This window comes from Streptomyces sp. B1I3 (genome assembly GCF_030816615.1).
Taxonomy (GTDB): domain Bacteria; phylum Actinomycetota; class Actinomycetes; order Streptomycetales; family Streptomycetaceae; genus Streptomyces.
Map to the genome: position 1 here is coordinate 2,258,527 of NZ_JAUSYD010000001.1, position 19,056 is coordinate 2,277,582.

The following is a 19,056-nucleotide window of genomic DNA, read 5'->3' on the forward strand; positions in this document are numbered from 1 at the left end:
TGAGACAATAGAAGTACAAGGGAGAACGAACCGAGAGAGGACGTGAGCCCTTGACCATAAACTAGGAGATAAGACAATGGATTTTGAACTTGACGAGTGGCTTGAGTACGCCGAGCGTGTGGCCGGTGCCTTTGCGAAGAGCTTCTACGGTATTGATAAGGATGACATTTACCAGGAGCTAGCTGTTGGGCTCATCACTAAGGAGGAAGTCCTTAGGAAGAACGCTAGGACTCCTGCTTACGTCAAGCGTGCTTTGCAGAACGTGGCTCACAATTACTGCATGGGAGAGCGCGCAACGCACTACTTCTACTCAGACCAGTATGACTACACACCGGACACTGTGAAGGTGCTTGTTGAGAAGGTTCTCTGTGGAGAGCCAGGGAAGATGTCTATCCCTAGCGATGCTTCCCCTGAGTCTCAGGTTGAAGAGGGCATGATTCTTAACGCAGAAATCAGCCGGGCATTGGATGAACTACCTGAGAGCTACCGGGCCATTCTTGAGGCTAAGTACGTCATTGGAGAAGACTTGAGCACCAATGAGAGGAAGACCTTTAGCCGAGCAATCAACCGGCTAGTCAGCAACCTGAACACCCGCAAGAAGGCTGAGACCAAGGAGCATGAGGGTCCTGGTTCGCGAAAGGCTCTAACCAATGCAGCCGCTCTTTACAACACTAAGGCGGTAGCGGCATGAGCGAGACGATTCACGCACGCATCAATATGGCTTTGCTGGCAGGCGAATACTGGTGGACTGTGAGCGATGCAGAGGGAGCGCTCTACGCATATGGATGGTCTCTAGACCACAAGAAGGCAAGAACAGACGCTAAGGCTAAGGCGCAAGAGCTAGTACCGTAGGACCGATACCCGCCCGTAAAACGGCGGGTTTCCCATTGACTAGGAGAGAGATGAAGCACTGTAAGAAGGGTGACCATGAGGCACCGGAGGAAGCATTCAACCGCAGCAAGAAGGCTAAGGATGGATTGCAATCGTACTGCCGAGCCTGTCAGAAGGGTGTTCATAAGGATTACTGGCCGGGTTATTACCAGGAGAACCAAGAGCAGCGGGTAGACAACACAGTTCAATGGAAGAAGGACAACCCCGATAAGGTTTCCGCCTATAGCAAGAAGCGATATGAGACCATCAAGGCTCAGACCCCTTGGCCAGTCTTGACCGACTATAAAGAGGTGGTCTTTGGCTTCTATGGCGAGCGGTGCATGAAGTGTGGCTCTGAGGAAGAGCTAACGATTGACCACATCACCCCTATTGCTAAGGGTGGCGAACATGGCATCTGGAATATGCAGGTTCTTTGTCATGGCTGCAATAACAAGAAGAGAGAGTTGAGCGAGGAAGACCACCGCCCGTGGCCTAGGCTCCTTGATAGAAGGATTGGTTAAACGCAAAAGAGCCCCTAGCAACGATGGCTAGGGGCTTCTTGCTGTCTAAGGCTCTGTACGGCTCTAGGAGGAACCGGGGCTACCAGGAGACCAGGAGGCTTTAAAAGGCTCTCAGAAACGCTCCTGTGGCTTCCTAGAGGGTGCTGAGATGACACGGGTTGAGCGTGGTAAAGCACCAGGGAGCGTCCGGACCGCCGCCGACTGGAAAACTACGCTCAGTAGTTACGGCTCCGAAGAGTGACAGGAACCGCTAGGATGAACCCGTAGGGTCGAGGCCGCTCGGAGTCGTGGACGTTCATCTGGCACCCGTAGGTGCGCACTTCGTAGCTCTTCTGGACGTCCACTGCTTCGCTCCGGTTGCCGCTGGTCATGGGACAAGGGTAGGCGGTGACGGAGGCGGCCCCGGCCCTGCGCCCGTCGTGGGGATCCGGCCTGGCCAGGACGGGGCGTGGACTGGCAGGATCGCGCCATGCTCCACGCACTGTCCCGATTCGGCCGGCGCCGCGCCCTTCAGGGGGGCGCCGCCGCGGCTCTCGTTCTCGGACTGCTGCTGTGGTGGGTGCTCCCGCTGGGGACACCGGAACCGAGTGGTTCGCTGACGTTCTCCACCGGCGTCCGCAGCGGCGTGTACCAGCGCTACGGGGAGCGGCTCGAGGGTGCACTGGCCAGGGACATGCCCAAGGTGTCGATACGGCTGCGGACCAGCGAGGGTTCCCAGCAGAACATCGAACGGGTCGCGACGGGCAAGGCGGACTTCACCATAGCCACCGCCGACGCCGTGGCCACCTACCTCCGGAGCGGGAGGACCGGCGGTGACCGGCTGCGCGGCTGCGTCCGGCTGTACGACGACTACGTCCAGCTCGTCGTCCCGAGGGGCTCCACGATCCACGAGGTCGCCGACCTGCGGGGCAAGCGCGTCGGCGTGGGGCAGCGGGGATCGGGGGTACTCCTCGTCGCCGAGCGGCTGATGAACGCGGCCGGACTCGATCCGGACGAGGACATCACTCCCGTACAGGCCGGCATCGACACCATGCCCGCACGGCTGACGGACGGCCGGCTGGATGCCTTCTTCTGGTCCGGCGGTCTGCCGACCGGCGCGGTGCAGGACCTCTCGGAGGAGTTCGCCATCCGGCTGGTGCCGCTGGAGGACCCCCTGATCGCGCGGCTCCAGGCGGCCGGCGGGTCCACCCGCCACTACCGTTCGGCCGTGATGCCGGCCGACGCCTACCTCGACGCCCAGCAGGGCCAGGCCGTGCGGACGGTCGCGGTCGCCAATCTGCTGATCACGACGGACCGTACGGATCCGCTGATGACCGAGGCCTTCACCCGTACCGTGATCGACAGCCGGGACCGGATCGGGCGCGAGGTGCACGCCGCGCAGCTGGTGGACCTCCGGACGGCGATCTACACCGATCCGCTGCCGCTGCACGAGGGGGCCAAGCGCTACTACCGGTCGGCCAAGCCCTGAGCACGGACAGCGCCCGGGGGCGAGAGCCCCGAGCACGGTCGGCCGGCCCCGAGCACGGCCGGCGGCCCGGAGTGCGGTCGGCGGCCCGGCGCGCGGACGGCCGGCCCGGAGTGCGGTCGGCGGCCCGGCGCGCGGACCGTTCAGGCGTGCGGAGGGTTGCGCGGCACGGTGACCGTCACCCTCAGGCCGTGCGGCTCGTGACTGTCGTAGCTGATGGACCCTCCGCCCGCCGCCAGCAGTGTGCGGGTGATGGAGAGCCCGAGCCCGGAACCCTTGATGTTCTGGTGCCGGTTGCTGCGCCAGAAGCGGTCGCCGATGCGTTCCAGCTCCTGCTCGGTCAGACCGGGCCCCCGGTCCGCGACGACGATGGTGGTGCCCGACCCGTCGGATCCCACTGTGACCGTGACCTCCTGGCCCCGCGGGGTGAACTTCAGCGCGTTGTCGATGACGGCGTCCAGTGCGCTGGAGAGTGCGATCGGGTCCGCCCAGCCGGTCACCGCGGACGCGCCGTCCAGCGTCAGCCGTACGCCCGTCTCCTCAGCGAGGGGACGCCATGAGGCGACCCGCTCGGCGGTGAGCGCGCCGATGTCCGTGAGCCGGAGGTCCGCCGCGGCGTGCTCGGCCAGCGCCAGGTCCAGCAGGTCGTCCAGGACCTGCGCGAGACGCTTGCCCTCCGTGCGCACCGAGGCGATCTCCTCGTTGTCCTCGGGGAGTTCGAGGGCGAGGAGCTCGATCCGCAGAAGCAGGGCCGCCAGGGGGTTGCGCAACTGGTGGGAAGCGTCGGCGACGAAGGCCCGCTGTTGCTCCAGCACGTCCTCGACGTTGTCCGCCATCTCGTTGAACGAGCGGGCCAGCCGCCTGAGTTCCGGGGGCCCGCCGGAGGCTACGACCCTCGACCTCATCCGGCCGCTGGCGATGTCGTGGGCGGCCGCGTCCAGGGTGCGTACGGGCAGCAGGACCCACCCGGTGAGGCGGAACGCCGCGCCGACCGCGACCAGCATGGCCGCGCTCTCGCCGAGGCCGATGAGCAGCCAGCCCCGCAACGTCCGGGACCGCATGTCGCCGGTCGGGGAGTCGGTCACCACGACGGCGACGACATCGCCGTCCCGGACGACCGGGGAGGCGACGACCAGCCGGCCGCGCTGCCAGGGCCAGACCTGCGGCGGGTCGTGGGAACGCCGTCCGAGCAGCGCCTCCGCGAACGCCTCGCGCCCCTCCCCCTCGACCGGCAGCGTCCAGGAGGCGGGGGCCTTGGCGAGGGCCCGGTCGTCCCGGTAGAAGACGCCTGCCCTGATGCCGTACACCGAGTCGTAGGCCTCGAGTTCGGTCTGCAGGATGCGCTGCCGCTCGCCGGAGTCCTCGACGAGCTCGCCGGCGAACTGCGCCAGCGCCGCGAAGCGCGCCGTGTCGTCGATCCGGTCGATGACGACCCGTTGCTGTTCGGCGGCGGCCACGCGTACGGCCAGCGGAAAGCCGAGGGCGAGCAGCACGGCGGCCATCAGGACGATGAGGAGGGGGAGCAGGCGGGTGCGCACCGGGTACGTACGCCCTCAGGCCGACGGCGGGACGAGCCGGTAACCGACGCCCCGCACGGTCTCGATCAGGGCGGGCAGCCGCAGCTTGGAGCGCAGCGAGGCGACGTGCACCTCGAGCGTGCGCCCTGTGCCCTCCCAGCTGGTCCGCCACACCTCGCTGATGATCTGCTCGCGGCGGAAGACCACGCCGGGCCGCTGGGCGAGCAGCGCGAGCAGGTCGAACTCCTTGCGGGTGAGCTGGACCTCCTGGCCGTCGACACTGACCCTGCGGGTGGGCAGCTCGATGTGGACCGGTCCGAGCCGCAGGGCCGCGACCGGGGTGGCCCCGGTGTCCTCACCGGACGATCCGCGCCGGGCCACGGCGTGGATACGGGCCAGGAGCTCACCGGTGTCGTACGGCTTGACGACGTAGTCGTCCGCGCCCAGGTTGAGGCCGTGGATCCGCGAGCGCACATCGGCGCGCGCCGTCACCATGATCACCGGGATCGCGGACCGCTTGCGGATCTTCCCGCACACCTCGTAGCCGTCCTGGTCGGGCAGTCCGAGGTCCAGGAGCACGACCGAGAACGGTTCCTTCTCCGCGGGCAGCAGTGCCCGCAGGGCCTCCTCGCCACTGCGGGCGTGGACGACCTGGAAGCCGTGGCGCGCGAGCACGGCGGACAGGGCCGCCGCGACGTGGTCGTCGTCCTCGACGAGCAGCAGTCTCATGACCCCCCTCTCCGCTCAGAGTTTTTCGGCACGGTCGAAAACTATGCGTAATGCTGTCCGGACGCGACGACCGGCATACCTTCGCGTACGGCGACGATTCGCGCCTGCCGTACCAGGGCATCCACTCCGATGACGGGCACGTCAGTCAAGCCCCTCCCCGTTGCCACCGGGTTTCCGTTATGCACCCGGTACGCCGCCGAGCGCCGCGGAGCGCCCCGTTCACACGGAGTGTCCGGTTGCGGCCGGATCGTTATGCTCAATTTCCGCTCAGATGTAATGACGCTGATCGCACTGCGTCACTAGGGTCCTTCCCTAACCGAGGAGGACGGAGCAAAAAGCCGATGAGCGGAGTTTCAGTGACCAAGGCCGCCGAGGATGCAGCGCCCGCGGGAGACGACCTTGTCGTACTGAGCGACGTCAACAAGCACTTCGGCGCGCTGCATGTGCTCCAGGACATCGACCTGACCATCGCCCGTGGCGAGGTCGTCGTCGTCATCGGGCCCTCCGGGTCCGGTAAGTCCACGCTGTGCCGCACGATCAACCGCTTGGAGACGATCGACTCGGGCGCGATCACGATCGACGGCAAGCCACTGCCCCAGGAGGGCAAGGAGCTGGCCAGGCTGCGTGCCGATGTCGGCATGGTCTTCCAGTCATTCAATCTCTTCGCGCACAAGACGGTGCTCGAGAACGTGATGCTGGGCCAGCTCAAGGTCCGCAAGACGGACAAGGCAGTCGCGGAGAAGAAGGCGCGTGCGCTGCTCGACCGGGTGGGCGTGGCCACGCAGGCCGACAAGTACCCGTCCCAGCTCTCCGGCGGTCAGCAGCAACGCGTCGCGATCGCACGGGCGCTGGCCATGGACCCCAAGGTCATGCTGTTCGACGAGCCGACGTCGGCCCTCGACCCGGAAATGATCAACGAGGTGCTGGAGGTCATGCAGCAGCTCGCCCGGGACGGGATGACCATGGTCGTCGTCACCCACGAGATGGGCTTCGCTCGCTCGGCCGCCAACCGCGTCGTCTTCATGGCGGACGGGAAGATCGTCGAAGAGGCAGTGCCCGACCAGTTCTTCAGCAACCCGCGCAGCGACCGGGCCAAGGACTTCCTGTCGAAGATCCTGCACCACTGATCCCGCACGAGCTGTTCTCCGGACCAGCTGATCACTCACATCGCGTCAACCCCAGGGAATTCCACCATGCAGCTTCGTAAGGTCACCGCCGCCTCGGCCGCCGTTCTCGCGCTCGCCCTCACCGCCACCGCCTGTGGTTCGGACGACAAGGACGACGCCGCGGGCTCCGGCGGGAAGATCACGATCGGTATCAAGATCGACCAGCCCGGTCTCGGTCTGAAGACGCCCGACGGAAAGTTCACCGGCTTCGACGTCGATGTCGCCACGTACGTCGCCAAGGAGCTCGGCTACGACGCCAAGGACATCAACTTCGTCGAGACGAAGAGCGCCGACCGCGAGACCGCCATCGAGCGCGGCGACGTCAAGTTCATCGCCGCGACCTACTCCATCAACGACGAGCGTCTGCAGAAGGTCGACTTCGCCGGCCCCTACCTCCTGGCGCACCAGGACGTCCTCATCCGCGCCGACGACAAAACCATCAAGTCGCCCGAGGACCTCAACAGCAAGAACCTCTGCTCGGTCACCGGTTCGACCTCCGCGAAGAACGTCAAGGAGAAGCTCGCCCCCAAGGCCCAGCTGCAGAACTACGGCGGCTACTCCGAGTGCCTCACCGGCCTGGAGAACGAGGCCGTCGACGCCCTGACCACGGACGACTCCATCCTCGCCGGCTACGCGGCCCAGGACGCCCACAAGGGCAAGTTCAAGCTGGCCGGCTTCAAGATGACCAACGAGAACTACGGCATCGGCCTGAAGAAGGGCGACGCCGACCTCAAGAAGAAGATCAACGCCGCGCTGACCAAGATGGTTTCGGACGGTTCCTGGGACAAGGCGGTCGAGACCAACTTCGGTCCCGCCAACTACAAGAACGAGCCCGCGCCGAAGATTGGCGACGTCGTCAAGTAGGACCCCTATCGCCGGGCGGTCCGAAGCCGGGCCGATGAGGTGCGCCGCCGCCGAGGCGGCGCACCGAGCCCTCCCCACACCTGGAAGCACGGGAGATCGTGTTCGACTTTCTTGAAGGTTACGACCTACTGGGGGCCTTCTGGGTGACGGTGAAACTCACCGTCTACTCCGCCCTCGGTTCCCTCATATGGGGAACGCTGCTGGCCGGTATGCGGGTCGGCCCGGTCCCCCTGATGCGCGGATTCGGTACCGCCTACGTCAACATCGTCCGCAACATCCCACTGACCGTCATCATCGTCTTCGCGTCACTGGGCCTCTTCCAGACCTTGCAGGTCACCCTCGGAGGCGGCAACGACTTCGAGGTCGTCAACTTCCGGCTCGCGGTCCTCTCACTGTCCCTCTACACCGCCGCCTTCGTCTGCGAGGCGCTGCGCTCGGGCATCAACACGGTGCCGGCGGGCCAGGCCGAGGCGGCACGGGCACTCGGGCTGAGCTTCACCCAGGTACTGCGGATGATCATCCTCCCGCAGGCCTTCCGCTCGGTCGTGAACCCCCTCGCCAACGTGCTGATCGCGCTGACCAAGAACACCACCGTCGCTGCGGCGATCGGCGTGGTCGAAGCGGCGTACCTGATGAAGGACATGATCGAAGCAGAGGCGCAACTCATCCTGATCTCCGCCACCTTCGCGTTCGGATTCATCTGCCTCACCCTTCCGACCGGACTCCTCCTCGGCTGGGTGAGCAAGAAGGTGGCGGTGAAGCGATGACGACGTCCGTCCTCTTCGACGCACAGGGGCCCCGCGCCAAGCGGCGCAACATCCTGTACACGGTCGTCTTCCTCGTGGCCCTCGTGGCCGTGGGATGGTGGCTCTACACCAGTCTCGACGAGAAGCACCAGCTCGACTGGGTCAAGTGGGAGCCGTTCTTCACGAGCTCCCAGCCGTGGGAGACGTACCTCTGGCCGGGGCTCCAGAACACGCTCAAGGCCGCGTTCTTCTCGTTGCTCATCGCCCTGCCGCTCGGCGCGCTGTTCGGCATCGGCCGGCTCTCCGACCACCGGTGGGTGCGGATGCCGTCCGGCATCGTCGTGGAGTTCTTCCGGGCCATCCCCGTCCTGATCCTGATGATCACGGCGAACGCCGCGTACTCGGAGTTCACCGACATCGCCAGCGACGTGCGTCCGCTGTACGCCGTCGTCACGGGCCTCGTGCTGTACAACGCCTCGGTCCTCGCCGAGATCGTGCGAGCCGGGATCCTGTCCCTCCCCCAGGGACAGACCGACGCCGCCAAGGCGATCGGGATGCGCAAGGGCCAGACGATGCGGTTCGTGCTGCTGCCGCAGTCGGTGACCGCCATGCTGCCCGCGATCGTCAGCCAGATCGTCGTCATCGTGAAGGACACCGCGCTCGGCGGTGCGGTCCTCACCTTCCCCGAGCTGCTCGCGTCGGTCCGTCCGATGAGCGCGAACTACGGGGCGAACACGATCGCGTGCTTCACCGTCATCGCGGTGATCTTCATCGCGGTGAACTTCGCCATCACCTCATTCGCGAGCTGGCTCGAGGGCAGGCTGCGGCGAGGGAAGAAGAGCACGGGCGCGGTGGTCGGCGGGGGGCCCGACGGGGGCCTCAAGACCATCGGCACGCCGAAGCTCGTGATCGAGGACGGGCACGGGACCTGACGGGCCGTCGACACGTGACTCCCGGGGGGCGCCGGCGCATCTGCCGCGCCCCCCGCCACGCTCCACTGTCACTTGACGCAAGCACCGGCAGTAGGTTGCATACGTTCTGTGATCGCGCCCCGAACGTCCGCCGCCGCACCCCCCTCCCCCCTGTCGACGTCGACCGTCCGCGACGGAGAGCTCGTACCGTGGACCCGGTGATCGTCGTCGGCGCCGGGCCGGTCGGCCTGGCGCTGTCGCTCGCCCTCGCGGCTCAGGGCGTTCCCACGGTCGTGCTCGACGAAGGTCCGGGGAAGGACGAGCCGCGCCCCGCCCGCACCGTGGTGCTCCGCGAGGACACCGCCGACCTCGTGGTCCGGCTCGGGTGCACGGCCCTCCACGAGGAGGGATTGCGGTGGACCGGCTGGCGGTCCGTGCGGCGCAAGCAGTTGGTGCGCGCCGTACCGCTGGGCGAGGAGGAGGGCGCCGTTCCGCTGCCCGCTCCCGTCCACGTACCCCAGCACGTACTCACCGAAGGTCTCCGGGAAGCAGCCACGGCGCACACCCTGGTACGCACGGTGCCGTTCAGCCGGATCGACACGCTGGAACAGGACGCCGACGGGATCACGGTGCACACCCGCGAGCCCGGTTCGACCTGGTGGCGCGGCAGCTACCTGGTGGGCTGCGACGGTGCCAGGTCCACCGTGCGCAAGCTCCTGGACATCCGGTTCCCCGGCCGTACTGCGGTGGAGCGGCATGCCGTCGCCGCGCTCCGTGCCGAGCTGCCCTGGCCGGGCGAGGCCGTGCTGCACCGTTCTCCGCCCTGGCGGACGGGTGGCGCCGAGATCACCGCCCGGCCACTGCCGGGCGGTGTCTGGCGGCTGGACTGGCTCCTCCCGCCCCGGGGTGAACTCGTCACCCCCGAGGCCCTGGTCACGCGGGTCCGGGACACGCTGGCCGGCTGGTGCGGCGACACCCCCGCCTACGATCTGCTGGACACCGGTGTGTACACGCTGCACCACCGGCTGGCCCGGCGGTGGCGCGTGAAGCGGGCCTTCCTGGCCGGGGACGCCGCCCACCTGCTGGGGGCACTCGGCACCCAGGGCCTGGACGAGGGACTGCGGGACGCCGAGAACCTGGCGTGGAAACTGGCTCAGGCCTGGCACCACGGCGCCTCGGAGCTGCTTCTCGACAGCTACCAGGCGGAGCGCCGGGCGGCGGTCGCCTCCCGGCTGCGCGCCGCCGACCAGTCGCTGCCGATACTGCGGGGCGGTTCGGGCCTGCGGACGCTCGTACCCGGGCGTTCACGCGGGCACGACACCCTGCTGGCCGACGGGCACCTGGGGTGCGGTCCGCTGGGCGCGCCCCCTTCGTACACCCACTCCCCCCTTTCACCTCAACACGCCGAGGCGCACACCCCCGTGGGAACGCCCCCGGGTGCGCCGGTCACCGATGTCCGGGTTACGGCTCCCGACGGCGATACGGTCCGGCTGCGTGAACGGCTGGGCCGAGGGAACCTGCTCGTGATCCTGATCGCCCCCGGCACCGGGGTGTGGGACCGGCGGCACTGGCTGACCGCCGGCGTCATGCCCAGGCTCGCCGAGGCGGTGGACGGGCTGCCGGTGAAGGCCGAGCTCCTGCTGACGGAGAGCTACCCGGGGGCGACGGCCCACACCGTACTGCTCGTCAGGCCCGACGGACATCTGGTGGCGGCCTTCAGTGGGGTCCGGCCGGCCGAGCTCCTGGCAGCGGCCGACGCCGCGCGCGGAGGTGCCGTGGGTACGGCGACGGGCGGGGACGAGGCGCACACCCCCACGGGTTCCGGCCGGACCGCGGACGTCGATTGACCGCCGCAGGCCCACATGGTGTACTCCAGACCATGACCGACACCGATGTGCGCCTGTGGCGGAGGGTCCATATGGACCTCGTCCGCTATGCGGGCTGCGTGTGTCGTCCCTCCTGCTGAATCGCCTCCTCCGCACGACGTGCTGTTGCCTGCGCACGGCCGTGCCCCTCCGCGAACTCTCAGGACGGTCTCCGTGTCCACGCCCACTCCCTCCCTTCGCACGTCCGGCAATTCCACCGACTTCCCCAGCGCACCCGACGCACCCGACGCACCCGACGCATCCGGCGCGCCCGGTCCGACGGCCGCGCAACTGCTCGACTTCGTCCGCAGGACCGCGGAGGACACCGCTCTCGTCGCCTCGCTCCCCCTGGATCCCGACGGCCGCACATGGCTCCGCCTCGAAGGCCCCGGCGGCAGTGAGGCATGGCTGATCGGCTGGCCACCCGGTACGGGCACCGGCTGGCACGACCACGCGGAATCGGTCGGCGCCTTCACCGTCGCCTCGGGCGACCTGCGGGAGAACTCACTGGCCGCCCGGCTGCCCACCGACGGCTGGCGGACGCTCGAGCTGAACCAGGGCATCGACCGCACCCGGCTGCTCACCACCGGCCGGGGCAGGGCGTTCGGCCGGCACCACGTGCACGAAGTGCTCAACGAGTCAGGGCAGGAGCACGCAGTCTCCGTACATGCGTACTACCCGCCCCTGCCACGGATCCGGCGGTACAGCCGCACCGGCGAGGTGCTCCGCCTGGAGCAGACCGAGGGGCCGGAGGACTGGCAGTGAGCGGGACGGACCAGAACCCCGCGGCGCAGCGGGTGGGCATCGACGAACTGCTGGAGCGGGTCCGGGCGGACTATGAACGGATCGGTCCCGAGGAGGCCGCGACCGCGGCGGCCGAGGGTGCCCTGCTGGTCGACATCCGGTACGCCGCCCTGCGGGAGAAGGACGGCCTGATTCCCGGTGCGCTGGTCATCGAGCGGAACGAGCTGGAATGGCGCCTCGACCCATTGGGCAGCCACCGTGCCCCGGAGGCGGTGAGTCACGATCTGCCGGTCGTGCTGATCTGCAACGAGGGATACGCCTCGAGTCTCGGGGTCGCCTCCCTGCGGCAGCTGGGGCTGCGCCGGGCCACGGACCTGATCGGTGGCTTCCAGGCCTGGCGCGCGGCCGGCCTGCCGGTCGCACTTCCGGTGTCCGGCAGGTCCGAATGACGGCCTGACACACCCGAACGCTGCTCCCCGGTGGAGCAATCACCTCGCGCGACGGACATTCGCCTCATCACTGAGGAACGAAATGTACGGAGATGTCGCGTCGATGGACACCGTTCGTCCCACCCCTGACCAGCTCGACGTCCAGGCCTCCCGGCTCCATGACTCGCAGGTCTGGCAGCAGATCGTCACGGGGTGGGACCGCACCACTCCCGAGCCCGTCCTCCCCGCCTCCGCAGGACCCGCTGCACCCGTAACCGCGCAGGCGCATGCAGCCGCACCGGCACCCGCGCCCGCGCCCGGCGAGGTGGCGAGGCCGGGAGGCGAGGGTGACTGGCGGGACCTGCTGTCGGTGCCCGTCGACCGGCTGATCGACGAGTCACTGCGTGCGCTGCCCGCCCAGCCGCCCGGGGAGCGGCCGCTCCCCGGGCGGCTGGGCGCGGTGCTGCCCGAACGTCTCCACGCATGGCGCCGGATCGGGCAGCCCGATGTACTTCCCTCCACCCATCTCGGCTATGCGCGGCTGGTCCTCACCGAGTGGGGGTGGCAGAACACCCCGTACCGCCTGCGCAACGCCCGTGGCGCGCGCTGCCTCTGCGGGGCGATGCTGACCGCGCACAGGCTCGGGCACGGTTCCCTCGAGACCGTTGACCGTGCCGGTGCCTGGTTGATCACCGAGCTGCGCTCGCAGGGCTGGACCGACCTGATCGGCCCCTGGAACCGGCAGCCCGGACGCACCGCCTCCGACGCCCTGTCCCTGATCGACGCGACGATCCGGCGGGCGTCCCTGGCCGGACAGTGAAGCCCGTGCGCCGGCGCAGCAGGGCGTGGCAGGACAACACGCACACCACCACACCCACGAGAGCTGCCCGGAACGCCGCCACCGCCCGTGCGACCGCCGGCCGGCCGAAGTCCCCGGTACCGGGAGCCGCCGGCCGGCGTCGCAGCCACGGGAACGTTGGCCCCGACCGGCACCGACCGGCGCCGGACCCGGCAGACGCCCAACCGGTGGACGCGGGCCCGAGCGGCTGCCGCGCCACGCGTCACGGTGGCGCCCCCTCCGCCCCACCGTGAGCCGCCCCAGGCACCACGGCAGCGACCCCCTCCGCCCCCGCCGCGCTCCGCGCTCCCCCGCTCAGACCGGCTCGTCCAGTCCTTCCGTGTCCTCCCCCTCCGCTTCGAGCGCCTGACGCACCACGCGCAGGGCCATGCCCTCGCCGTAACCCTTGCGTGCGAGCATGCCGGCGAGCCTGCGCAGGCGCTTGTCGCGGTCGAGACCGCGGGTGGAGCGGAGTTTGCGTGCGACCAGCTCCCTGGCGGTGTCCTCCTCCTGCTCCGGGTCGAGCTGCCCGACCGCCTCGTCGATCACCGCGGAGTCCACGCCCTTGGTGCGCAGCTCGCGCACGAGGGCGCGACGGGCCAGCCCTCTGCCGTGGTGCCGGGACTCGACCCAGGCATCTGCGAACGCCGCGTCGTCGATCAGGCCGACGTCCTCGAACCGTGACAGCACTTCTTCCGCCGCCTCGTCCGGGATCTCCCGCTTGCGCAGGGCGTCGGCGAGCTGCTTGCGGGTGCGTGGCGTCCCGGTCAGCAGACGCAGGCAGATGGCGCGCGCCTGCTCCACCGGGTCGCGCGGCTCCCCCTTCCCGGCCCTCGACGAGGAGGGGGAACCGCTGCTTCTGGAACGGGAGCGGGAACGACGGCCCGCCCCCTCGCCGAACCCGGCCCCCGGAACGGTCCCCGAGGAGCCGTCGGCGGACTCTGCGGCGTTTTCGGGACCGGGACCCGCACCCGCGTCGGCACCCGGCCACTCCGTACGACGCGTCACGGCCTAGCTCTTGGCCGCCGGAGCCTTGGCGGGCTTCGCCTTGGTCGCGGGAGCGGGCACCGCCTTCGCCGCCCCGTCGGCCGCCGCCGCACCAGGTGCGGCCGCCACCTCGGCAGCGGGCTCCGCCGCCGGTTCCTCCGGGCGGACGCCGACACCGAGCTTCTCGAGGATCTTCTTCTCGATCTCGTCGGCGAGGTCGGGATTGTCCTTGAGGAAGTTGCGGGCGTTCTCCTTGCCCTGACCGAGCTGGTCGCCCTCGTAGGTGTACCAGGCACCGGCCTTGCGGACGAAGCCGTGCTCCACACCCATGTCGATCAGGCCGCCCTCACGGCTGATGCCCTGGCCGTAGAGGATGTCGAACTCGGCCTGCTTGAACGGCGGCGCGACCTTGTTCTTGACGACCTTGACGCGGGTGCGGTTACCGACGGCGTCGGTGCCGTCCTTGAGCGTCTCGATCCGCCGGATGTCCAGCCGGACCGAGGCGTAGAACTTCAGCGCCCGGCCACCCGTCGTGGTCTCCGGCGAACCGAACATCACGCCGATCTTCTCGCGGAGCTGGTTGATGAAGATCGCGGTGGTCTTGGACTGGTTGAGCGCACTGGTGATCTTGCGGAGCGCCTGGCTCATGAGACGGGCCTGCAGACCGACGTGCGAGTCACCCATCTCACCCTCGATCTCGGCACGGGGCACCAGGGCCGCGACGGAGTCGATGACGATCAGATCCAGCGCACCGGAGCGGACCAGCATGTCCACGATCTCCAGTGCCTGCTCGCCGTTGTCCGGCTGCGAGAGGATGAGGTTGTCGATGTCGACGCCGAGCTTCTTCGCGTACTCCGGGTCCAGAGCGTGCTCCGCGTCGATGAACGCCACCGAGCCACCGAGCTTCTGCGCGTTCGCCACGGCGTGCAGCGTCAGCGTCGTCTTGCCGGAGGACTCCGGCCCGTACACCTCCACCACGCGGCCGCGCGGCAGACCGCCGACGCCGAGCGCGACGTCGAGCGCGGTCGATCCGGTGGGGATCACCTCGATCGGCTCGTTCGGCCGCTCACCGAGGCGCATCACCGCGCCCTTGCCGAATTGCCGTTCAATCTGTGCGAGCGCGGCGTCCAACGCCTTCTCGCGGTCGGTTCCTGCCATGGGTTCCACCCGATTTGCTTGAGTCGATCGCTTCACGTGACAGACGCTAACCCCTGCCACTGACAATGGGCCTCGACGTCCTCCCGGCCTGTGGACAACTCCACGGCCGAGCCCGGGAATCCCCGGCCGGAATCCCATATGAATGGATGTTCGATTTTAGTGTCAAGCGCACCACGCTGACCTGCCGCGCTCCCACACCTCCCCCACCGGACGACCCCACAGTGGACTGCGAGCCGCCTTGCCGGCCATGACCGACCACCCCGCGCGAAGGCGGCGGCCCCATGACAGCCGGGGGCACCCGGATCAGTTAGCTGCGATGTACACCATGTTACGTTCCGACCATATGGAGACACGTTCATACGATCCGCAGGGAAAGGTCGCTCTTGTCACCGGAGGCACCCGCCGCACCGGCCGGGGCGTCGCCTCGCAGCCAGGCGCGGCAGGCGCGGCAGGCGCGGCAGGCGCGGCAGGCGCGGCAGGCGCGGCAGGCGCGGCAGGCGCGAGCGTGCGCCAAGGCCGAGATTGAGATCGAGATCGGGTGAAGCAGGACCGTTCGGAGATCGTCACTGGACGCCGGTCCCACGCACCGTGCCCGGCCGTCGACACGCACGCGATCACCGGCCGTTACGCGATCCCGCTCCTCATCGGGACGCCGGGCGGTCTGGTCGTCGTCGAGGCCGCCCCGTCCTCACCTTCCGCGGACGCGCCCGACCGCGCGGCGGATCCGTGACAGGACCGGCTCGCCGCGGCGCGAGCGGTGGTCGCCGTGCACCCGCGGGTCGTCCGTCACCTCGTAGCGCCTCACATACGCGCCGAGGAACGCCTGGAGCGTCGCGACGGCCGGAATGGCGATGAGCGCGCCGACGGCACCCATCAGCGCGGTCCCCGCCACCACCGATCCGAAGGCCACCGCGGGATGGATGTCGACCGTCTTGGAGGTGAGCTTCGGCTGCAGCACGTAGTTCTCGAACTGCTGGTACACGACGACGAACCCGAGCACCCACAACGCGTACCAGGGGTTGACGGTGAAGGCGATCAGCATGGGCAGCGCACCGGCCAGGTACGTACCGATCGTGGGGATGAACTGCGAGACGAGGCCGACCCAGACCGCGAGCGCCGGCGCGTAGGGCACATCGAGGACGACCAGCAGGATGTAGTGCGCCACCCCTGAGATCAGCGCCATCAGTCCGCGCGAGTAGAGGTAGCCACCCGTCTTGTCCACCGCGATCTCCCAGGCGCGCAGGACCTCGCCCTGCCGGGCGGGGGGCATGACGGAGCACAGCGCACGCCGCAGCCGGGGACCGTCCGCCGCGAAGTAGAACGAGAACAGGAAGATCGTGAGCAGCCGGAACAGTCCGCCGAGCACCGTGGTGGAGACGTCGAGGACCCCGGTCGCACTGTTCTGGACGTATCTCTGGAGCCAGTCGGAGTGCAGCACGCTGTCCTGCACCTGGACCCGGGACAGTTTCGTGTGGAAGGTCTGGTTGACCCACTTGATCACCGAGTCGAGGTACTGGGGGAAGTCGTCGACCATGTTGACGATCTGTCCCGCGAGCATCGAGCCGAGCAGGACGACGAAGCCCACCCCCGCGATCAGCACCCCGAGGGAGACCAGGAAGGTCGCGAGTCCGCGCCGCATTCCGCGGCCGGCCATGCGGCTGACCGCCGGCTCGATCGCGAGCGCCAGGAAGAAGGCGATGAGGATGTTGGTCAGCAGCCCGATGAGCTGGTCGAACGCCCAGCTGCCCAGCCGGAAGCACCCGTAGAGCGCCAGGGCCAGGACCATCGCGCGAGGCAGCCAGCCGGGCATGCGGACCGGACCGTTGCCGGACGGCGGATTCGGTGGCGCGGCCGGCGGGACGGGCGGAGGGGTGGACGGCTGTGTCTGGGCGGTCTCGTCTGTCGGTGCCACGGGGCAAGTCTCGCTCACCTGGGGTCAGCGTTTGTCCGCGGGAACGCCCACCGCGGAGCAGACCGCCCGCCAGACGTCCTTCGTCTCCCATCCCGCGGCCAGGGCCTCCCGCACCGTGCGACCGCCGAGTTCGGCCATCACATGGTCGCGTGCGAAGGAATCCGCGTACGTCTCACCGAAGTGGTCCGCCATCCGCTCCCAGAAAATCGTCAACCGCATGACTTCAGTATCCCGCTCCTGGGGGTGCAGCCGGACCGGGAGGACCATGCCGGCGGTTCTTCCCCTCTACGGTCGGTCCATGGCTGGAACCGGAGAAGATCCTCTCGCCCGTGCCGAACAGTTCGTCTGGCTCACCGCACGCGTCCTCGAGCAGCGTCGGTTCGCCCACCTCTTCCTGGGCGGGAGCGCGGACGCCGTCGAGACCGCGCTCGCGGCCTATCTGAACGAGGACGGCGGCTACGGTCACGCGCTCGAACCCGATCTGCGCGGACCCGTGAGCCAGCCGCTGCACGTCGCCCACGCGCTGAAGGTTCTCGACTCGATCGGCCGTTGCCGTGGTCTGGGGGTGGAGCGGATCTGCCGCTACCTGACGGATGTGTCGACCAGGGAGGGCGCCCTGCCCGCCCTGCTCCCCTCGCAGCGCGGCTACCCCGCCGCCCCGTTCATCCCCGTCGTCGACGACCCGCCCGCCGAACTGCTGGCCACGGGCCCGGTCGTGGGGCTCCTGCACCGCAACCAGGTGTGGCACGCCTGGCTCTTCCGGGCGACCGACTTCTGCTGGGCCGCAGTCGACGCGCTGGAGCAGTCGCACCCGTACGAGATCGAGGCGGCCGTCGCCTTCCTGGACGGCGTCCCCGACCGTGGGCGGGCCGAGGCCGCTGCCGACCGGCTGGGCCACCTGGTACGGGAGCGGCGCCTGGTGGTCCTGGACCCGCTGCGGCGCCCGGACCACCCGGTGGCGCCCGGTTACGCGCCGGGGGAACACCACTTCCCGCACGACTACGCCCGGACACCCGGGTCGCTGGCACGCCGGTGGTTCAGCGACGGCGAGATGGCGAGCTCCCTGGAGCACTTGGCGGCCGAGCAGGAGGAGGACGGCGGCTGGCCGGTCACCTGGCGGCAGTGGGCTCCCGGAACGGCCCTGGAAGGGCGCCCGATCGTGACGCTCAAGGCGCTGCAGACACTGCGTGCGTACGGGCACGGCCCCGGCTGAACCGGCGGCGCCGTATGCGCTACGCCAGGGCGCGTACGCCCGCGGTGACCACGACGGCCGCACCGACCACGACGAGGAACGGGGCCCGCAGGACCAGGGCGACCGCCGCCGCCCCGAGCCCGGCCGCTCGTGCGTCCAGCACCACCTGCTGCCCGTCCCCGAACGTCTGCTGGGCCGTGAGGGCCGCGAGCAGCGCGACCGGGAGGAGTGCTGCCAGCCGCTGTGCGAGCGGCCGCTCCAGCAGACCGGCGGGCACCAGGAGCCCCAGGAGCTTGGCGAGGTAGCAACCGGCCGCGGTGAGCGCGATGGCGATCCAGATGTTCATCGGCTCTCCCGGGTGTTCTCGGTGCCGTCGGTGGCGGTCTCGTCCGGGCCCCGCTTCCCGCGCCCCAGCAGGAAGAGGACGACGGGTGCGGCAGACGCGGACACGAGGACCGGCACACCTGCCGGCAGCACCGGCAGCAGCCCCAGGGCCAACAGGACGGCCAGTCCGGCCGTGGCGCGTTCCGTGGTGGTCTTCAGCATCGGTGCGAGCAGGGCGAGGAACACCGCGGGACTCGCCGCGTCGAGACCCCAGGCGTCGGTGTCGCCGAGCGCTTCGGCGCCCAGCGCGCCCACCAGGGTGGTCAGGTTCCACAGGGTGTAGAGGGTGAGCCCCGTGACCGTGAAACCGATGCGGGCGGCGCGCCGGGTGGGCTGGGCGAGCGTGACCGCGGTCGTCTCGTCGATGACCCATTGGGCGGCGAGGGGCCGCAGCGCGCGTGGCAGGGACAGCAGCTGCGACAGCCGCAGCCCGTAGAAGGCGTTGCGGACGCCCAGGAAGAAGGCGCCGGCCGCCGCGGTGTACGGGTTGCCACCCGCTGCCAGCGCGCCCACCAGTGCGAACTGCGAGGCGCCGGTGAAGACGAGCAGGCTGAGCAGGCAGGTCTGCAGGAGGGTGAGCCCGGAGCCCGCCGAGGTGACCCCGAAGGCGAATCCGGAGAGACCGACGGCCATGCCCACGCCGAGTGCGTCCCGGACGACGGCCGCGTCCGGTTTCGCGCCGGCCGTGCGCGGGGCGCCGGCCGCGGTGCCGGAGGCTCCGGCACCCTGAGGAGGTGTTGTTCGTTCTGCCACGTCAGG

The 19,056-nt window shown here is 69.0% G+C and carries 22 protein-coding genes; 14 read left to right on the forward strand and 8 right to left on the reverse strand.

Annotated elements, in window-relative coordinates:
- The first annotated feature begins 76 nt into the window (after nt 1-76).
- From QFZ58_RS10240 to QFZ58_RS10250, 3 genes are all read left to right on the forward strand, one after another.
- Nucleotides 77-691, forward strand: a complete 615-nt coding sequence (locus QFZ58_RS10240) for a hypothetical protein (RefSeq protein WP_307124619.1) — start codon at nt 77-79, stop codon at nt 689-691.
- 211 nt (nt 692-902) lie between these two features.
- The gene (locus QFZ58_RS10245) at nt 903-1,391 is read left to right on the forward strand and encodes an HNH endonuclease (RefSeq protein ID WP_307124620.1); all 489 of its coding nucleotides are present in this window, start codon (nt 903-905) and stop codon (nt 1,389-1,391) included.
- A gap of 469 nt (nt 1,392-1,860) precedes the next feature.
- A complete protein-coding gene (locus QFZ58_RS10250) occupies nt 1,861-2,859 on the forward strand; it encodes a TAXI family TRAP transporter solute-binding subunit (RefSeq protein WP_307128819.1) in 999 nt (332 codons plus the stop codon).
- Nucleotides 2,860-2,999: 140 nt separating this feature from the next.
- Here the strand turns inward: QFZ58_RS10250 and QFZ58_RS10255 are convergent, their stop codons facing one another.
- Nucleotides 3,000-4,394, reverse strand: coding sequence for a HAMP domain-containing sensor histidine kinase (locus QFZ58_RS10255; protein WP_307124621.1), 1,395 nt, complete (start codon nt 4,392-4,394; stop codon nt 3,000-3,002).
- 15 nt (nt 4,395-4,409) lie between these two features.
- Nucleotides 4,410-5,102 carry a response regulator transcription factor gene (locus tag QFZ58_RS10260; protein WP_307124622.1) on the reverse strand — a complete coding sequence of 231 codons (693 nt, stop codon included), beginning with the start codon at nt 5,100-5,102 and terminating at the stop codon, nt 4,410-4,412.
- 341 nt (nt 5,103-5,443) lie between these two features.
- Here QFZ58_RS10260 and QFZ58_RS10265 point away from each other — a divergent pair, with 341 nt between their 5' ends.
- From QFZ58_RS10265 to QFZ58_RS10300, 9 genes are all read left to right on the forward strand, one after another.
- Nucleotides 5,444-6,229, forward strand: coding sequence for an amino acid ABC transporter ATP-binding protein (locus QFZ58_RS10265; RefSeq protein ID WP_307124623.1), 786 nt, complete (start codon nt 5,444-5,446; stop codon nt 6,227-6,229).
- Between the two features lie 66 nt (nt 6,230-6,295).
- Nucleotides 6,296-7,132: a glutamate ABC transporter substrate-binding protein gene (locus tag QFZ58_RS10270; RefSeq protein ID WP_307124624.1), complete on the forward strand. Its 837-nt coding sequence runs from the start codon at nt 6,296-6,298 to the stop codon at nt 7,130-7,132.
- Between the two features lie 98 nt (nt 7,133-7,230).
- Nucleotides 7,231-7,899: an amino acid ABC transporter permease gene (locus QFZ58_RS10275; protein ID WP_307124625.1), complete on the forward strand. Its 669-nt coding sequence runs from the start codon at nt 7,231-7,233 to the stop codon at nt 7,897-7,899.
- Nucleotides 7,896-8,810 carry an amino acid ABC transporter permease gene (locus QFZ58_RS10280; RefSeq protein ID WP_307124626.1) on the forward strand — a complete coding sequence of 305 codons (915 nt, stop codon included), beginning with the start codon at nt 7,896-7,898 and terminating at the stop codon, nt 8,808-8,810. Before QFZ58_RS10275 ends, QFZ58_RS10280 begins: the two co-directional genes overlap by 4 nt.
- Nucleotides 8,811-8,998: 188 nt before the next feature.
- The gene (locus tag QFZ58_RS10285) at nt 8,999-10,636 is read left to right on the forward strand and encodes an FAD-dependent monooxygenase (protein WP_307124627.1); all 1,638 of its coding nucleotides are present in this window, start codon (nt 8,999-9,001) and stop codon (nt 10,634-10,636) included.
- A gap of 71 nt (nt 10,637-10,707) precedes the next feature.
- Nucleotides 10,708-10,755, forward strand: coding sequence for a hypothetical protein (locus QFZ58_RS34450; RefSeq protein ID WP_309506048.1), 48 nt, complete (start codon nt 10,708-10,710; stop codon nt 10,753-10,755).
- 73 nt (nt 10,756-10,828) lie between these two features.
- Nucleotides 10,829-11,419, forward strand: a complete 591-nt coding sequence (locus QFZ58_RS10290) for a cysteine dioxygenase (RefSeq protein WP_307124628.1) — start codon at nt 10,829-10,831, stop codon at nt 11,417-11,419.
- Entirely contained in the window at nt 11,416-11,847 is a 432-nt protein-coding gene (locus QFZ58_RS10295) for a rhodanese-like domain-containing protein (protein ID WP_307124629.1), read from the forward strand. The genes QFZ58_RS10290 and QFZ58_RS10295 overlap by 4 nt, the downstream gene beginning before the upstream one ends.
- A gap of 103 nt (nt 11,848-11,950) precedes the next feature.
- Entirely contained in the window at nt 11,951-12,646 is a 696-nt protein-coding gene (locus tag QFZ58_RS10300; RefSeq protein ID WP_307124630.1) for a hypothetical protein, read from the forward strand.
- Nucleotides 12,647-12,979: 333 nt separating this feature from the next.
- Here the strand turns inward: QFZ58_RS10300 and recX are convergent, their stop codons facing one another.
- Nucleotides 12,980-13,672 (reverse strand): recombination regulator RecX, encoded by a 693-nt coding sequence (gene recX, locus QFZ58_RS10305; RefSeq protein ID WP_307124631.1) that lies wholly within the window; start codon nt 13,670-13,672, stop codon nt 12,980-12,982.
- 3 nt (nt 13,673-13,675) lie between these two features.
- Entirely contained in the window at nt 13,676-14,809 is a 1,134-nt protein-coding gene (gene recA, locus QFZ58_RS10310; RefSeq protein WP_307124632.1) for a recombinase RecA, read from the reverse strand.
- Nucleotides 14,810-15,347: 538 nt separating this feature from the next.
- Here recA and QFZ58_RS10315 point away from each other — a divergent pair.
- Entirely contained in the window at nt 15,348-15,539 is a 192-nt protein-coding gene (locus QFZ58_RS10315) for a hypothetical protein (RefSeq protein ID WP_307129097.1), read from the forward strand.
- Here QFZ58_RS10315 and QFZ58_RS10320 read toward each other — a convergent pair.
- Nucleotides 15,498-16,619: an AI-2E family transporter gene (locus tag QFZ58_RS10320; protein ID WP_307128820.1), complete on the reverse strand. Its 1,122-nt coding sequence runs from the start codon at nt 16,617-16,619 to the stop codon at nt 15,498-15,500. The two genes, QFZ58_RS10315 and QFZ58_RS10320, sit on opposite strands and share 42 nt — an antisense overlap.
- A gap of 126 nt (nt 16,620-16,745) precedes the next feature.
- Nucleotides 16,746-16,940 (reverse strand): DUF3046 domain-containing protein, encoded by a 195-nt coding sequence (locus QFZ58_RS10325; RefSeq protein WP_307124633.1) that lies wholly within the window; start codon nt 16,938-16,940, stop codon nt 16,746-16,748.
- 79 nt (nt 16,941-17,019) lie between these two features.
- On the opposite strand from QFZ58_RS10325, the gene QFZ58_RS10330 reads away from it, so the two are divergent.
- The gene (locus QFZ58_RS10330) at nt 17,020-17,934 is read left to right on the forward strand and encodes a hypothetical protein (RefSeq protein ID WP_307124634.1); all 915 of its coding nucleotides are present in this window, start codon (nt 17,020-17,022) and stop codon (nt 17,932-17,934) included.
- A 19-nt stretch (nt 17,935-17,953) separates the two neighbouring features.
- Here QFZ58_RS10330 and QFZ58_RS10335 read toward each other — a convergent pair whose 3' ends face one another.
- Together QFZ58_RS10335 and QFZ58_RS10340 are read right to left on the reverse strand one after the other, a co-directional pair.
- The gene (locus tag QFZ58_RS10335; RefSeq protein WP_307124635.1) at nt 17,954-18,259 is read right to left on the reverse strand and encodes an AzlD domain-containing protein; all 306 of its coding nucleotides are present in this window, start codon (nt 18,257-18,259) and stop codon (nt 17,954-17,956) included.
- Nucleotides 18,256-19,050, reverse strand: a complete 795-nt coding sequence (locus tag QFZ58_RS10340; protein WP_307124636.1) for an AzlC family ABC transporter permease — start codon at nt 19,048-19,050, stop codon at nt 18,256-18,258. Before QFZ58_RS10340 ends, QFZ58_RS10335 begins: the two co-directional genes overlap by 4 nt.
- Nucleotides 19,051-19,056: the final 6 nt, after the last annotated feature.

What these genes read in the sequence shown, in the direction of transcription:
- QFZ58_RS10240 (WP_307124619.1), top strand. Translation starts at nt 77, where the DNA reads ATGGATTTTGAACTTGACGAGTGGCTTGAGTACGCCGAGCGTGTGGCC.
- QFZ58_RS10245 (WP_307124620.1), top strand. Translation starts at nt 903, where the DNA reads ATGAAGCACTGTAAGAAGGGTGACCATGAGGCACCGGAGGAAGCATTC.
- QFZ58_RS10250 (WP_307128819.1), top strand. Translation starts at nt 1,861, where the DNA reads ATGCTCCACGCACTGTCCCGATTCGGCCGGCGCCGCGCCCTTCAGGGG.
- QFZ58_RS10260 (WP_307124622.1), bottom strand. Translation starts at nt 5,102, where the DNA reads ATGAGACTGCTGCTCGTCGAGGACGACGACCACGTCGCGGCGGCCCTG.
- QFZ58_RS10265 (WP_307124623.1), top strand. Translation starts at nt 5,444, where the DNA reads ATGAGCGGAGTTTCAGTGACCAAGGCCGCCGAGGATGCAGCGCCCGCG.
- QFZ58_RS10270 (WP_307124624.1), top strand. Translation starts at nt 6,296, where the DNA reads ATGCAGCTTCGTAAGGTCACCGCCGCCTCGGCCGCCGTTCTCGCGCTC.
- QFZ58_RS10280 (WP_307124626.1), top strand. Translation starts at nt 7,896, where the DNA reads ATGACGACGTCCGTCCTCTTCGACGCACAGGGGCCCCGCGCCAAGCGG.
- QFZ58_RS10300 (WP_307124630.1), top strand. Translation starts at nt 11,951, where the DNA reads ATGGACACCGTTCGTCCCACCCCTGACCAGCTCGACGTCCAGGCCTCC.
- recA (WP_307124632.1), bottom strand. Translation starts at nt 14,809, where the DNA reads ATGGCAGGAACCGACCGCGAGAAGGCGTTGGACGCCGCGCTCGCACAG.
- QFZ58_RS10320 (WP_307128820.1), bottom strand. Translation starts at nt 16,619, where the DNA reads ATGCCCGGCTGGCTGCCTCGCGCGATGGTCCTGGCCCTGGCGCTCTAC.
- QFZ58_RS10325 (WP_307124633.1), bottom strand. Translation starts at nt 16,940, where the DNA reads ATGCGGTTGACGATTTTCTGGGAGCGGATGGCGGACCACTTCGGTGAG.
- QFZ58_RS10330 (WP_307124634.1), top strand. Translation starts at nt 17,020, where the DNA reads ATGGCTGGAACCGGAGAAGATCCTCTCGCCCGTGCCGAACAGTTCGTC.
- QFZ58_RS10335 (WP_307124635.1), bottom strand. Translation starts at nt 18,259, where the DNA reads ATGAACATCTGGATCGCCATCGCGCTCACCGCGGCCGGTTGCTACCTC.